The organism is Aureimonas sp. SK2 (genome assembly GCF_029813115.1).
Classification (GTDB): domain Bacteria; phylum Pseudomonadota; class Alphaproteobacteria; order Rhizobiales; family Rhizobiaceae; genus Aureimonas.
In genome coordinates, this window is the sequence record NZ_JAPZDS010000002.1 from 164,431 (window position 1) to 176,827 (window position 12,397).

General features: G+C 70.6%; 13 protein-coding genes. 8 read left to right on the forward strand and 5 right to left on the reverse strand.

Annotated elements, in window-relative coordinates; translation table 11 throughout:
* The first annotated feature begins 39 nt into the window (after positions 1 to 39).
* Positions 40 to 408 carry a hypothetical protein gene (locus O5O54_RS03285; protein ID WP_279478940.1) on the forward strand — a complete coding sequence of 123 codons (369 nt, stop codon included), beginning with the start codon at positions 40 to 42 and terminating at the stop codon, positions 406 to 408.
* 65 nt (positions 409 to 473) lie between these two features.
* On the opposite strand, the gene O5O54_RS03290 is transcribed toward O5O54_RS03285, so the two are convergent.
* A complete protein-coding gene (locus O5O54_RS03290) occupies positions 474 to 1,961 on the reverse strand; it encodes a serine protease (protein ID WP_279478941.1) in 1,488 nt (495 codons plus the stop codon).
* Positions 1,962 to 2,134: 173 nt separating this feature from the next.
* Positions 2,135 to 3,262 (reverse strand): DNA recombination protein RmuC, encoded by a 1,128-nt coding sequence (locus tag O5O54_RS03295; RefSeq protein WP_279478942.1) that lies wholly within the window; start codon positions 3,260 to 3,262, stop codon positions 2,135 to 2,137.
* A gap of 97 nt (positions 3,263 to 3,359) precedes the next feature.
* Between O5O54_RS03295 and def the strand changes: the two genes are divergently transcribed.
* From def to truA, 3 genes are read left to right on the forward strand one after another with little or no spacing between them, the layout of a single operon-like run.
* Positions 3,360 to 3,878 (forward strand): peptide deformylase, encoded by a 519-nt coding sequence (def, locus tag O5O54_RS03300; RefSeq protein WP_279478943.1) that lies wholly within the window; start codon positions 3,360 to 3,362, stop codon positions 3,876 to 3,878.
* Positions 3,875 to 4,819 (forward strand): methionyl-tRNA formyltransferase, encoded by a 945-nt coding sequence (fmt, locus tag O5O54_RS03305; RefSeq protein ID WP_279478944.1) that lies wholly within the window; start codon positions 3,875 to 3,877, stop codon positions 4,817 to 4,819. The genes def and fmt overlap by 4 nt, the downstream gene beginning before the upstream one ends.
* A gap of 4 nt (positions 4,820 to 4,823) precedes the next feature.
* A complete protein-coding gene (truA, locus tag O5O54_RS03310) occupies positions 4,824 to 5,627 on the forward strand; it encodes a tRNA pseudouridine(38-40) synthase TruA (RefSeq protein WP_279478945.1) in 804 nt (267 codons plus the stop codon).
* On the opposite strand, the gene O5O54_RS03315 is transcribed toward truA, so the two are convergent.
* A complete protein-coding gene (locus tag O5O54_RS03315) occupies positions 5,574 to 6,191 on the reverse strand; it encodes a hypothetical protein (RefSeq protein ID WP_279478946.1) in 618 nt (205 codons plus the stop codon). The two genes, truA and O5O54_RS03315, sit on opposite strands and share 54 nt — an antisense overlap.
* Positions 6,163 to 7,332: a succinyl-diaminopimelate desuccinylase gene (gene dapE / locus O5O54_RS03320; protein WP_279478947.1), complete on the reverse strand. Its 1,170-nt coding sequence runs from the start codon at positions 7,330 to 7,332 to the stop codon at positions 6,163 to 6,165. The genes O5O54_RS03315 and dapE overlap by 29 nt, the downstream gene beginning before the upstream one ends.
* A 434-nt stretch (positions 7,333 to 7,766) precedes the next feature.
* Here dapE and O5O54_RS03325 point away from each other — a divergent pair, with 434 nt between their 5' ends.
* A complete protein-coding gene (locus O5O54_RS03325) occupies positions 7,767 to 9,044 on the forward strand; it encodes a lytic transglycosylase domain-containing protein (protein WP_279478948.1) in 1,278 nt (425 codons plus the stop codon).
* A gap of 80 nt (positions 9,045 to 9,124) precedes the next feature.
* Here O5O54_RS03325 and dapD read toward each other — a convergent pair whose 3' ends face one another.
* The gene (dapD, locus tag O5O54_RS03330; RefSeq protein ID WP_279478949.1) at positions 9,125 to 9,976 is read right to left on the reverse strand and encodes a 2,3,4,5-tetrahydropyridine-2,6-dicarboxylate N-succinyltransferase; all 852 of its coding nucleotides are present in this window, start codon (positions 9,974 to 9,976) and stop codon (positions 9,125 to 9,127) included.
* 132 nt (positions 9,977 to 10,108) lie between these two features.
* Between dapD and O5O54_RS03335 the strand changes: the two genes are divergently transcribed.
* The 3 genes from O5O54_RS03335 to O5O54_RS03345 all read left to right on the forward strand — a co-directional run bounded on the left by O5O54_RS03335 (position 10,109) and on the right by O5O54_RS03345 (position 12,375).
* Positions 10,109 to 10,984 (forward strand): LOG family protein, encoded by an 876-nt coding sequence (locus O5O54_RS03335; RefSeq protein ID WP_279478950.1) that lies wholly within the window; start codon positions 10,109 to 10,111, stop codon positions 10,982 to 10,984.
* Positions 10,985 to 11,045: 61 nt separating this feature from the next.
* Entirely contained in the window at positions 11,046 to 11,354 is a 309-nt protein-coding gene (locus O5O54_RS03340) for a hypothetical protein (RefSeq protein ID WP_279478951.1), read from the forward strand.
* A gap of 115 nt (positions 11,355 to 11,469) precedes the next feature.
* A complete protein-coding gene (locus O5O54_RS03345) occupies positions 11,470 to 12,375 on the forward strand; it encodes a BON domain-containing protein (protein ID WP_407061655.1) in 906 nt (301 codons plus the stop codon).
* Positions 12,376 to 12,397 lie beyond the last annotated feature (22 nt).

Here is a 12,397-nt window from a genome sequence, read left to right on the forward strand (position 1 = left end):
AGCCGGCCGCCGGTCGGCCATGTTCCGGAGCAGCCATCCATGATCCCAGACTTCCGCCCGGCGGCCCTTGCGGCCCTTCTCGCGCTCGGTGCAGCCCCGGCGCTCGCGCAGGACCCCAACGCGCCGCAGCCCCCCGTTCCCTCCGTGACGGCGGAATCGGGAACGCTCGACTCGGGCGTCGGCGACGTGGACACCGCCGCCTGGATCGGCAAGCCGGTGATGAGTTCGGACCGCCAGCCGGTCGGCACGCTGCGCGAGGTGCGCACCGCCAGCGACACGGCCGACGCCGGCCTCATGGTCGTGGACCGCGAAGGTGGCAAGACCGCCGAGATCCCGATGCAGGGCGCCTCCTTCGACGGCACCAGCGTCGTCGTCACGCCGCTTCTGGAGGCGATCGAGGCCAACTGACGCTTCGCCCATGAAAAAGGCCGGGTCCCGTGAAGGACCCGGCCTTTTTCTTTTGGTCGCGAAGGTCAGTTCGTGCCGAGGCAGAGGACCGGATAGATCGATTCCTGCACCTTGGCGGTCGCGTCCGGCACGCTTTCCAGCGGCAGCGAGGCGTCGGCGGTCTCGAAGGAGACCTTGTGGGTCTCGAGGAAGCGGGCGGCGGCGTCCGGGCGGATGGCGAAGTTGATGGACTGCGGGATGTCGCCGGTGAGATCCGCCACGGCCACCGCGTTCAGCTTGGCGGTGACGACGCCGACGACCCGGCCCGCGAGGTCGACCAGCGGGCCGCCCGAGTTGCCGGGCTGCACGGGGGCCGAAATCTGCAGGTAGTTGGCGTCGTTCATCAGTCCCATCAGCGACGACACGTTGCCGCGCGTCACGTTCAGGCTGTCGGCGAGGATGGAGCGCAGCGGAAAGCCCAGCGCCAGGATGTCCTCGCCGAGGCGCGGCTTGCCCGCGACGATCGGCAGGGGCTTGCCGACCTTGGCGTCGACCTTGAGGAGCGCGAGGTCGTGGTCCTCGTCGACCACCACCTGGCTCGCCGCCCCGAGATCGCCGACCAGCACCGTCTTGCAGGCCTTGGCGACATGGGCGTTGGTGAGCAGCCAGCCGTCCTTGGAGACCACAAAGCCGGTGCCCGACGAATCGAAGCCCGGAGCGGGGCTCGCGAGCGAGGGCGTCTCCGCCTTCGGTGCCGAAGCGCCGTCGCCGAAGGCCACGCCTTCCGCCCGGCCGCTCTCGAAAAGGCGAGCCATGGGGCCAACGTCGCCCGAGCGCGGCTCGCCGGCAAAGGGCTCGACCGTCCGTGCGGCGACCTGGGCGTAGGGGCCGATCATCTCGGCATGGGCGGCATCCCAGGCGACGGAGAAGCCGCGCAGGTCGGCGCCGCGGCCGGAAAAGCGGATCAGGAAGTCGCGACCTGCCTCGTGCCCGCGGATGGTGAAGCCGCCGTTCGCCTGCTCGGCGGAAGCGATGGTCTTGTCGCCGCCGGCCTGCGAGAGGACGCCGAACACGCCGTCCAGCGTGTAGCCTTCCTTGGCGAAGCGCACGGTCTCGATCTCGATGCCGCCGTCGTCCGAACGCCAGAGGCTGCCGACCTCCGTCTCGCCGACCGGCGAGACCATAGCGCCGGGCAGGCCGAGACGCACGCCGGTCGCCTCGTCGGTCACCTGCGTGAATCCGACGCCGTCGCGCACCGCATCGCTCTTCTCGATCACGAGCTTCAGGAACGCGTCGTCCATCACGCCGTCGGCCGCCAGGCCGTGGCGGGCCTGGAAGTCGCGCACGGCGCGCAGCGTCTGCGGTCCGATCCGGCCGTCGAACGGGCCGGCATAGTCGCCGGTCCAGGTCAGGCGGTGCTGCAGGCCGGTCCGGAAGGCGAGGTCTGTATGCTCGTTGTAGAGGGCGGCCAGATCCTGCGCGGCCGTCGGCGCGGCATGAGCCGGCGCGGTCACGGCCACCGGAGCCGCACAGAGAAGCAGGCCTGCGAGAACCGCCGTCGTCACGCCGCGCATGGTTGATGCCCCCGTTCAATCAGTCCCGGGAGAAACGCGTGAGCCACGCTTTCGATCCCGTCGTTTAATGATTTGTCAAGCTTTAGATCGGCTGCTTTTCCGCTTGGTTTCGCGAACGTGTGGAAAACCGCTCGATTCCGCCCCGAATGTTTCGGGACCGTGTGCGGGTGGTCTCAGGAGCCGGACAGGCGCCCCGCGCCGTCGTCCGTGCCGAGTTCGGCGCCCGCGATCCGTTCGCCACGGCGGATCAGCTTTTCGGTCGAGATCAGGATCTGATCGATGTCGCGCCCCGCCTGGCCGAAATGGGTCTTGAGGGCGGCGACGCGCGCGTCCAGCCGCTGGAGGTCCTCGGCGAGGAGCACCACCTCGCGCTGGATCAGCCCCGCCTCGCGGCGCATCCTCTGGTCCTTCAGGAGCGCCTTCACCACCTCGATCGAGAGCATCAGTAGCGAGGGCGAGACGATCACGACGCGGGCGCGGTGCGCGCGCTGGATGATGTCGCCGAAATGCTCGTTGATCTCGGCGAAGACCGATTCGGAAGGCACGAAGATGAAGGCGGTGTCCTGCGTCTCGCCGGGCAGGAGATACTTCTCCGCCACGGCCTTCACATGCACCTCCATGTCGCGGCGCAGGCGCGAGGCGGCCATGTCCCGCGCCTCGTCGCTCGGCGCTTCGCGAAATGCGGTCCAGGCCTCCAGCGGGAACTTGGCGTCCACCACCAGGGCCGGCGCGCCGTTGGGCATGGGTATCAGGCAATCCGGCCGCTTGCCGTTGGAAAGCGTCGCCTGGAAGGAGTAGGCGCCGGGCGGCAGGGCGTCCATGACGATCGCCTCCATCCGCGCCTGTCCGAAGGCGCCGCGCGCCTGCTTGTTGGCGAGGATGTCCTGGAGGCGCACGACCTCGCCGGCGAGCCCCTGGATCTGCCCCTGCGCCCGGTCGATCACGGCGAGCCGCTCGGCGAGGCGCGACAGCGTCTCGCCCGTGCGCACCTGCGCCTCGTTCAGGGAATGGCCGACGCGGTGGCCCATGCCGTCGAGGCGCTCCGAGACGGTGCGCGCGAGCTCGGCCTGGCGGGCGCCCAGCATCTCGCCCATCGACTGGAGGCGGCCGGCGAGCTCGGCCTGCGCCTGCAGCATCTCCTCGCGGACGTCGCCCTCCGCGCCGCCGGCGCGGCCCCGGACGAAGCGCAGGAGCAACGCCAGCGCGCCGAGTGCGAGAAGCGCCTCGCCCCACGACACCGCGACGCCGAAGGGCGCGGCGAGCGGGCGATCCAGGAGGGAGGCGAGGGCGGAAAAGTCCATGGCCGGAGGCTAGCCGATTCCCCGGGGCTTCGATAGATCAAACCAAGAACATTTGCGGCCGGTTGACCGCTCCGCGCCTTGCGATTACCTGACGCTCATGAGCGTCAAGCCCCTCGTCATCCTGCCCGATCCGATCCTGCGTCGCGTGTCCGAGCCGATCACGCGCGTCGACGACGCGGTTCGCCGCTTCGCCGACGACATGCTGGAGACGATGTACGACGCGCCCGGCATCGGGCTGGCCGCGATTCAGGTCGGCGAGCCCCTGCGCATCGTCACCATCGACCTGTCCAAGGAGGACGATCCGGAAAAGGCGCCGCAGGTGTTCCTGAACCCGGAGATCCTGGCCTCCACCGACGAGCGCTCGACCTACGAGGAAGGCTGCCTCTCGATCCCCGACTACTATGCCGAGGTCGAGCGGCCGGCGGGGGTGACCGTGCGCTATCTCGGGCTCGACGGACAGACGCACGAGATCGAGGCCGACGGGCTGCTGGCGACCTGCCTCCAGCACGAGATTGACCACCTCAACGGCGTGCTCTTCATCGACCACATCTCGAAGCTGAAGCGCGACATGGTGATCCGCAAGTTCTCCAAGGCGTCGAAGCGCGGCGCGGTTTGACCCTCCGCCTCGTCTTCATGGGAACGCCGGACTTCGCCGTTCCCACCTTGCGCGCCCTGCACGGGGCGGGCCACGAGATCGCCGCCGTCTACACCCAGCCGCCGCGCCCGGCCGGACGGCGCGGCCTGGAGACGGTGCCCTCGCCCGTGGAAAGCGAGGCGCGCCGGCTGGGACTTGAGGTGCGCAGTCCCGTCTCGCTGAAGGGCGCCGAGGAGCAGGCGGCCTTTGCGGCGCTTGGGGCCGACGTCGCGGTGGTCGTCGCCTACGGTCTCCTCCTGCCCAGACCCATCCTAGAGGCGCCGCGCTTCGGCGCGCTCAACGGCCATGGCTCGCTCCTGCCGCGCTGGCGCGGGGCGGCGCCCATCCAGCGGGCGATCGAGGCGGGCGACCCCGTCACCGGCATGATGGTCATGGGCATGGAGGCCGGGCTCGACACCGGCCCCGTGGCGCTGACGCGCGAGGTCGCGATCGGCGAAACGGACACGGCGCGCGAGGTTCACGACCGCCTGTCGGCCGCTTCGGCCGAACTGATGGTCGAAGCGATGGCCGGGCTCGAGGCCGGCACGCTCCGCTTCGAGCGCCAGGACGCCATCGCCGCCCGCACGGGCCGCGAAGTGGCCTATGCCGCCAAGATCGAGAAGGGCGAGGCGGCGGTCGACTGGTCGCGCCCCGGCTCCGAGATCGCGCGCCGGATCAACGCCTTCTCGCCGTTCCCCGGCGCCTGGACGCTGCTCGGCGGCGAGCGGCTGAAACTGCTGCGCGCCGTTTTCGAGGCGGGATCGGGCGAGCCCGGCACGGCGCTGGACGACGGGCTCCTGATCGCGGCGGGCGAGGGGGCGGTCAGGCTCCTGGAGGTGCAGAAGGCGGGGGGCAAGCCGGCAGCGGCGGCCGATTTCCTGCGCGGGACGCCGGTCCCCGCCGGCAGGCGCCTCGGCGCCTGACGCGATGCCCCGCTACAAGCTGACCATCGAATACGACGGCTCCACCTATTGCGGCTGGCAGCGCCAGAAGAACGGCATCTCCGTGCAGGAGACGGTGGAGCGCGCGCTTCTGGCCTTCTGCGGCGAAGAGGTCACCCTGTTCGGCGCGGGGCGCACGGATGCCGGCGTCCATGCGACGGGCCAGGTCGCCCATGTCGACATCGCCCGCGATTGGCGGACAGACACGGTGCGCGACGCCCTGAACGCCTATCTGCGCGAGGAAGGGGGCGTCGCGATCCTTCAGGCGGAGCGGGCGCCCGACGGGTTCGACGCCCGCTTCTCGGCCCGCAAGCGGCACTATCTCTACCGCATCCTCAACCGCCGGCCGCCGCCCTCGATCCTCAAGGGCCAGGTCTGGTGGGTCTGGCGTCCGCTCGACGTCGAAGCCATGGACCGCGCCGCCAAGCGGCTCCTCGGCACACACGATTTCAACACGTTCCGCTCGGTGAACTGCCAGGCGAAGAACCCGGTGCGCACGCTGGAGCGTCTCGACGTCGTGAGCGCGCCCGGCGGCGAGGTGCATATCCACGCCTCCGCCCAGTCCTTCCTGCACAACCAGATCCGCTCCTTCGCGGGCTCGCTGAAGCTCGTCGGCGAGGGGCGCTGGACGGAAGGCGACCTCGTCGCCGCGCTCGAATCGCGCGACCGCAAGCGCTGCGGCCCGGTCGCCCCGCCGGACGGGCTCTACCTCACCCGTGTCGACTACGCACCCGCCTCAGCCGATCGTCAGGCCGAAGAGATCGGAGACGGCGGCGAAGGAGAGGAGTGAGACGAAGACCATCATCGTGACGATGGCGATCGAGAGCGGATAGTCGGAGCCCGTCGCCACCGCGATCAGCCGCACGGTCAGGACGATGGAGGCGACGGCGATCAGGAGGCCGAGGATCTGCGTGAGGTCGCTCTGGCCGCCGAGAAGGAGGAGCACGAAGAAGGGCGAGAAGGCCCAGGTCAGGAGCGCGCCGCCCCAGTTCACCGCCACCACGAAGGGCACCATCCGCTTCGAGAAGCCGATGTGCCTCGCGGCGACCCCGACGAGCAGGAGCGGCAGGAGCCAGGCCGTCAGATCGGCCAACGCATGGGCCGCCAGCGCGACCACCGGCGTGACCGGCGCCCCCGCCCGCTCGATGCGCTCGAATTCCAGCCAGGACAGGGCGGTCGGCGGCAGCGCCACGACAAGCGCCGAGAAGGAGCGCCAGAACCCATCCGCCGACAAGTCGAGGCGGTCGAGGCCCCGCCGGTCGCCGGCCATGAGCCGCCAGGCGCCGGTGAAGTAGCGCCCGATTTCCGGGAGGCTCGGCAGGAAGTCAGGACTGGGCGGCGAACCAGCGGGCAATGAAGGTTTCATAGATGGCCGTCAGCGTTTCGAGATCCGAGAGGGCGACCCTCTCATTGGCCATATGCATGGTGGAGCCGACAAGGCCGAATTCCACAACCGGGCAGTGGTTCTTGATGAAGCGGGCATCCGAGGTGCCCCCGGACGTCGAAAGGGCGGGCCGGCGTCCGGTGACCGCCTCCACCGCCTCGGACAGCGCCTCCGTCAGGGGGCCGGCGGCGGTCACGAAGACGTCCGAAACCGGCTCGCGCCAGGCGATCTCGTAAGGCCCGCCGCCGAGCGCCGCTTCGATCCGCCGCAGGAGTTCGGCGCGAAGGGGGCCCGGCGTCCAGCGGTCGTTGAAGCGGACGTTGAACGCCATCTCGACGCGGGCGGGAATGACGTTGGTCGCCGAATTGCCCGTGTCGATCGTCGTGGCTTCGAGGTTCGACGGCTGGAAGGCGTCGCTCCCTTCGTCGAGCGGAGGATCGTGCAGCGCGTCCAGAACGGCGGCGAGCCGCCGCAGCGGGTTGTCGGCGAGGTGGGGATAGGCGACGTGGCCCTGGCGGCCGAGGATCGCGAGGCGCCCCGACAGCGAGCCGCGCCGGCCGATCTTGATCATGTCGCCGAGCGCCGCTGGATTGGTCGGCTCGCCGACGAGGCAGGCGTCGAAGCGCTCGCCCGCATCCTCGGCAAAGGCCAGGAGCTTCACCGTGCCGTTGATCGCCGGCCCTTCCTCGTCGCCGGTGATCAGCAGGGAAACCTGGCCGTCGGGCAGCCGTCCGGCGGATGCGAGCCTGGCGACGGCCGCGACGAAGCAGGCGATGCCGCCCTTCATGTCGACGGCGCCGCGTCCGAACATCTCGCCGCCTTCCACCGCGCCGGAGAAGGGCGGGTGGCGCCATTCGGCTTCCGCGCCCGGTGGCACCACGTCGGTGTGGCCGGCAAAGCAGAGATGCGGCCCCCCCGTCCCGCGCCGGGCGAGGAGGTTCTCGACGTCGGGCGTACCGGCTTCCGAAAAGACCGGTCGGCGGACGGAGAAGCCCAGCGGCTCCAGCATGGCGGCCAGCTCGCCGAGCGCCCCGCCCTCGGCCGGGGTCACGGAGGGGCAGCGCAGGAGGCGCAGGAGATTCGCGGCGGGATCGGTCGGGAGCGGCGTCATGCGGCCATGTCTTAACGGCGTTCGGCCGCCTCGGGAATGATTTTTCCACTCTGCCGGACCGGGGCCGCCGCCGTCCTTAACATTTCGAATCGCCCGTTGAATCAGTTGGATAGTGTGGCGCGGGCCTGGCCGGAATCTGTCAAGCTTGCCTCAGGCCCGCCAAACTCAAATCACGGGGGTGGTGTTTTTGCGCAACGTTGCGCTAACCTTCGTGAACGCTTCGTAACCTTTTCCCCATTCCCGCCACGTTTCGGCCGGGTTTCGGATGGCAAGGACGAGGTCGAGGGAAACGGCTGTGGGGACCTTGCATGATTGAACAGCGGGCCGAGGGAGCCCGGGGCGCGTCGTCGCGTTCCGGCCGGATGGTTTCTGTCGCCGGACTGGCGCTCCTTGCACCGCTGATTCTATCGGCCTGCGTCTCCGACGGAGACCGGATGGCCGGCACCGCCGACATGTCGCCGAAGGGCGCGCAGCCCTCCAAGGTGGCGGAGGCCGCCCCGGCCGCGACCGCGCCCCGCGAGGTGGTGGAGATCGCCGCCAACGATTCCGGCCCGACCCGCGTGATCCTGCCGACCGGGCGCCCCGAGGCGGCGCCGGTGATGATGGCGGAGGCCAAGGGCGGCCGCGTGGTCGCCAGCCCCGCGACGGCCCCTGTCGCCGTCGCCGCTCCCGCCGCGACCGATCCCGGCCTCGCCTCCAAGGCGCTCGGCACGGCCGTCGCGGCGCGCGACACGGTGACGGACGGCGTGGTGGCCGCCAAGGACACGGTGGTGGCCGGCGCCACGGCTGTCGGGTCCGGCGCGGTGGCGGTGGCCTCCGTGAGCGCGCGCACCGTGCGCAATGCAGCCAGGGCCGTCGGCGACACGATCTCCGGCGACGACACCATCACGGGCGACGCCAAGATCGACCGGCTGATCGAGAAGGCCGCCGACGAGAACGACATTCCCCGCGAGCTGGCCTATGCCGTCGTCCGGGTGGAAAGCCACTACAATCCCCGCGCCAAGGGCGCCGGCGTCTACGGCCTCTCCCAGATCAAGCCGCAGACCGCGCGCGGCCTCGGCTTCCAGGGGCCGGCGGAAGCCCTCTTCGATCCCGAGACCAACCTTCGCTACGGCATGCGCTACCTGAAGGGCGCCTACGAGCAGGGCAACGGCGACGTCTGCCAGACCGCCATGAAATACAAGGGCGGGCACCGCACCACGGTGATGTCGAAGTCCGCCAGCGTCTACTGCTCCAACGTCAAACGCCACATGGCTGCGATCCGTGCCTTCAAGTCGCCGGCCAAGGGCGGCGAGGCCACCACGCTGGTGGCGGCCGTCGAACCCACCGTGCGCTCCGGCCTGATCGCGCGCGAAGTGGGTGCCCAGCCTGCGGCCGCGCGCAAGAGCGGCGCGCCCGCGCAGGTCGCGTCCGCCGCCGCCATCGCGCCGACCGCTGCCGCCGCGGCACCGGCCCATACGGCCACCGCCGCCGTGCTCTCCGTTCCCACCGCCGGCGCGCCGGTGCCCGTCGCCCGCCCGCTGCGCGTGGCCGACAACACACCGCGCCCGGTGCCCGCCAAGGCCAAGGACGGCTCGATCGGCCTCGGTTCCATGGTGGGCGGCCGCGTTACCCGCCAGCCGCCTCAGCCCGATGTGGGCCGCTTCGGCGACGCCTTCGATTCCAGCGCTCCGGCGAGCGCCGCCCCGGCCGGCGGCCTCGGCTTCAACTGAGGCCCTCCCGACAGGCCAACGAAAAAGGCCCGGAGCGCGACGCTCCGGGCCTTTTTCGTTGCGGCGATCCTCCCGACGCGTCAGGCGCGCAGGAGGTCGTTGATCGAGGTCTTGGACCGGGTGCGCTCGTCCACGCGCTTCACGATCACGGCGCAGTAGAGGGCCGGGCCGGGCTCGCCGTTGCCCATCGCCTTGCCAGGCAGGGAGCCTGCCACGACCACGGAATAGGGCGGCACCTCGCCATAGGTGACGGAGCCGGTCTCGCGGTCCACGATCTTGGTCGACTGGCCGATGAAGACGCCCATGCCGAGCACCGAGCCCTCGCGCACGATGCAGCCCTCGACGACCTCGGAGCGGGCGCCGATGAAGCAATTGTCCTCGATGATGGTCGGGCCGGCCTGCAGCGGCTCCAGGACGCCGCCGATGCCGACGCCCCCGGACAGGTGCACATGCGCGCCGATCTGCGCGCAGGAGCCGACGGTCGCCCAGGTGTCGACCATCGTGCCCTCGCCGACGGAGGCGCCGAGATTGACGAAGCTCGGCATCAGGATGGCGTTCCGGCCGATATGGGCCGAGCGGCGGACGATGGCGCCGGGGACGGCCCGGAAGCCCGCCTCGCGAAAGCGGTTCTCGCCCCAGCCGTCGAACTTGGAGGGCACCTTGTCCCACCAGGCGGCGCCGCCCGGCCCGCCGGGGATCGCCTCCATGTCGTTGAGGCGGAAGGACAGGAGAACGGCCTTCTTCAGCCACTGATGGACGGTCCAGGCACCGTCCGGCCCCCGCGTCGCGACCTTGGCCTCGCCGCGGTCGAGAAGGTCGAGCGCCATGTCCGCCGCCTCGCGCACCTCGCCCTTGGTCGCGGGCGAGATCGTGTCCCGCGCGTCGAAGGCGGCTTCGATCGTCTGTTCGAGGTCGGCGTGCGAGGCGGCCATGGGCAAAGTCTCCTGACGGGTGCGGAAAAGGGGATCGGGCTTCCTCTAGAGGCAGCGCGGCGGGCGCACAAGGCTTGCCCCGGCTCCCCCCGAGGCTCTAAACCCCTGCTTTGAGGCAGGGGCAGGCTGGACATGACGGACGACGAACCCAAGAGCGCCGGTGCGGCACCGGCCGCGGCCGAGGGAACATGGGTGCCCTTTCCTTCGTCCGGCGACGACAAGCGACGGCAGGCCAGGAAGCCGCGCACGCCGCAGACGCTCTCGCCGACCTATCGGCTCGCCTATGACGACCCGGACTTCCTCACCGCCGAAGCGACGCGGGGGGTGCGCCTCCAGCTCGAGCTGATGAAGCCCGAACTCGCGCTGATCGAGGCCGGCATCCTCTCAACCGTGGTCCTCTTCGGCGGCGCGCGCATCCCGGAGCCCGGCAAGGCGGCCTGGGCGGCGCGCAACGAGGGCCAGAAGGCGCGGCTCGAAGCCAACAGCCGCTACTACGAGGAAGCCCGCCGTTTCGCGAGCCTCGCCTCGCAGCACTCGGCCAACACGTCGGGCGGCAAGGAGTTCGTGATCGTTACCGGCGGCGGTCCGGGCGTGATGGAGGCGGGCAACCGGGGCGCGGCCGATGTCGGCGCCGTCTCGATCGCCCTCAACATCACCCTGCCGCACGAGCAGGCGCCCAACCCTTATGCGACGCCCGAACTCTGCTTCAACTTCCACTACTTCGCCACGCGCAAGATGCATTTCCTGTTCCGCGCCAAGGCGATGGCGATCTTTCCCGGCGGCTTCGGCACGCTGGACGAACTGTTCGAGGCACTCACCCTCATCCAGACCGGGCGCATGGCGCGGATCCCGGTGCTCCTGTTCGGCACGGAGTTCTGGCGGCGGCTGATCGACTTCGAGTTCCTGGCCGAGGAGGGCACGATCGCGCCGGGCGATCTCGACCTCTTCCGCGTCGTGGACACGGCGGAGGACGGCTGGGCCGCGATTCGCGCCTTCTACGACTTCTAGGCCTGGGAACCCCGTGCGCCGGAGACCCGTTCCTTGCATGTTTCAAGCATGGAGCGGACCCATGGGCGGCGATGACAGCGACTCGGAGATGATGCGGCGCCAGCAGGCGATGGACGTGGCCGAGACCATTCCCCTCGACGAGACGCGCGAGCGTCGTCCCCCGTCCGACAGCGACCCGCAGAGCGCCGCCGAACGGGCCGCGGCCAAGGCCGGCACGGGCGCAGCCGGCGAATGGACGGAAGATGCGGTCCTGCGCCAGAACCGTGCGGCGCTGCTCGGCGGAACGTCGCGGGACGCTCGTGCCCATCGCGGCGGGCCGGTGCCGGCCGGCTCTCTCGCCAGCCCAGGTCGGTCCCTTCTCGGCGACTGACGGGCAAGCTCGCTCCCCTTCCGTGGAACACGTCGGAAGCCGCTTCGTTAGCCAAGCCGACAACTGCCGTTCGAGACCGTTGCGTCCCTGCGGCGGGAATTCATGGGAGAACGACATGAGCGACTACAGGAACTCCGGCGAGCGCAACCGCTTCCGCAACGAGACCGCCCGCTACGAGCGCTTCGGCCGCATGGGCGAACGCGACGCGCGCCGCCGTGCGGCCTACGGCGAGCGCGACGCCTATGGCGAATGGGACCGCGAGAACTACGGGCGGAGCGGCACCGAGACGGGCTACGGCCGCGAACGCTACGGCGCCGACCGCTACGACGCCCCCCAGCCGCGCAGCAGCGAGCGCTCCTTCGCGGGCGCCTACGACGACCGCTTCGGCCGCACCGACGACAACCGCGACTGGCGCAATGCCGGCGGCTACGGCGACGACCGCTTCGGTCGGCGCGAGAGCTACGGCGGCGACCGGGGCTACGGCTACGACCGCAGCTATGGTGACCGCGACCGCGACCGTCGTGCCGCCGGCTATGGCCCGGTCGATCGGGTCTACAGCGACGAAGCCTATCGCGGCGAGGAGCGCAGCTTCGTCGAGCGTGCCGGCGACGAGATCGCGTCCTGGTTCGGCGACGAGGACGCCGAGCGCCGTCGCGAGGCCGACCGCCGCTTCGGCGGACGCGGGCCGAAGGGCTACACCCGTTCGGACGAGCGCATCCACGACGACGTCAACGATCGCCTGACCGACGACCACTATGTCGACGCCTCGGACATCGAGGTCACGGTGAAGGGCCGCGAGGTCACGCTGTCGGGCCACGTTCCGAGCCGCGACCAGAAGCGCCGGGCCGAGGATCTGGCCGAGCGCGTGTCGGGCGTGACTCACGTGCAGAACAACCTGCGCGTCGAGACCGCGGCCGGCAGCTACGGCGGCAGCGCCACGACGGGTACGGTGGCCTCGCCGAGCGAAGTCGGCGGCCCGCGCGGCTGGAGCACCGACACCACGGTCAAGACGGTCTCCTGAGCGATCCGGCGCCTCTAGGCTG

Coding starts and splice junctions, on each gene's coding strand:
- O5O54_RS03285 (WP_279478940.1), top strand. CDS start 40: ATGATCCCAGACTTCCGCCCGGCGGCCCTTGCGGCCCTTCTCGCGCTC.
- O5O54_RS03290 (WP_279478941.1), bottom strand. CDS start 1,961: ATGCGCGGCGTGACGACGGCGGTTCTCGCAGGCCTGCTTCTCTGTGCG.
- O5O54_RS03295 (WP_279478942.1), bottom strand. CDS start 3,262: ATGGACTTTTCCGCCCTCGCCTCCCTCCTGGATCGCCCGCTCGCCGCG.
- def (WP_279478943.1), top strand. CDS start 3,360: ATGAGCGTCAAGCCCCTCGTCATCCTGCCCGATCCGATCCTGCGTCGC.
- truA (WP_279478945.1), top strand. CDS start 4,824: ATGCCCCGCTACAAGCTGACCATCGAATACGACGGCTCCACCTATTGC.
- dapE (WP_279478947.1), bottom strand. CDS start 7,332: ATGACGCCGCTCCCGACCGATCCCGCCGCGAATCTCCTGCGCCTCCTG.
- O5O54_RS03325 (WP_279478948.1), top strand. CDS start 7,767: ATGGCCGGCACCGCCGACATGTCGCCGAAGGGCGCGCAGCCCTCCAAG.
- dapD (WP_279478949.1), bottom strand. CDS start 9,976: ATGGCCGCCTCGCACGCCGACCTCGAACAGACGATCGAAGCCGCCTTC.
- O5O54_RS03335 (WP_279478950.1), top strand. CDS start 10,109: ATGACGGACGACGAACCCAAGAGCGCCGGTGCGGCACCGGCCGCGGCC.
- O5O54_RS03340 (WP_279478951.1), top strand. CDS start 11,046: ATGGGCGGCGATGACAGCGACTCGGAGATGATGCGGCGCCAGCAGGCG.
- O5O54_RS03345 (WP_407061655.1), top strand. CDS start 11,470: ATGAGCGACTACAGGAACTCCGGCGAGCGCAACCGCTTCCGCAACGAG.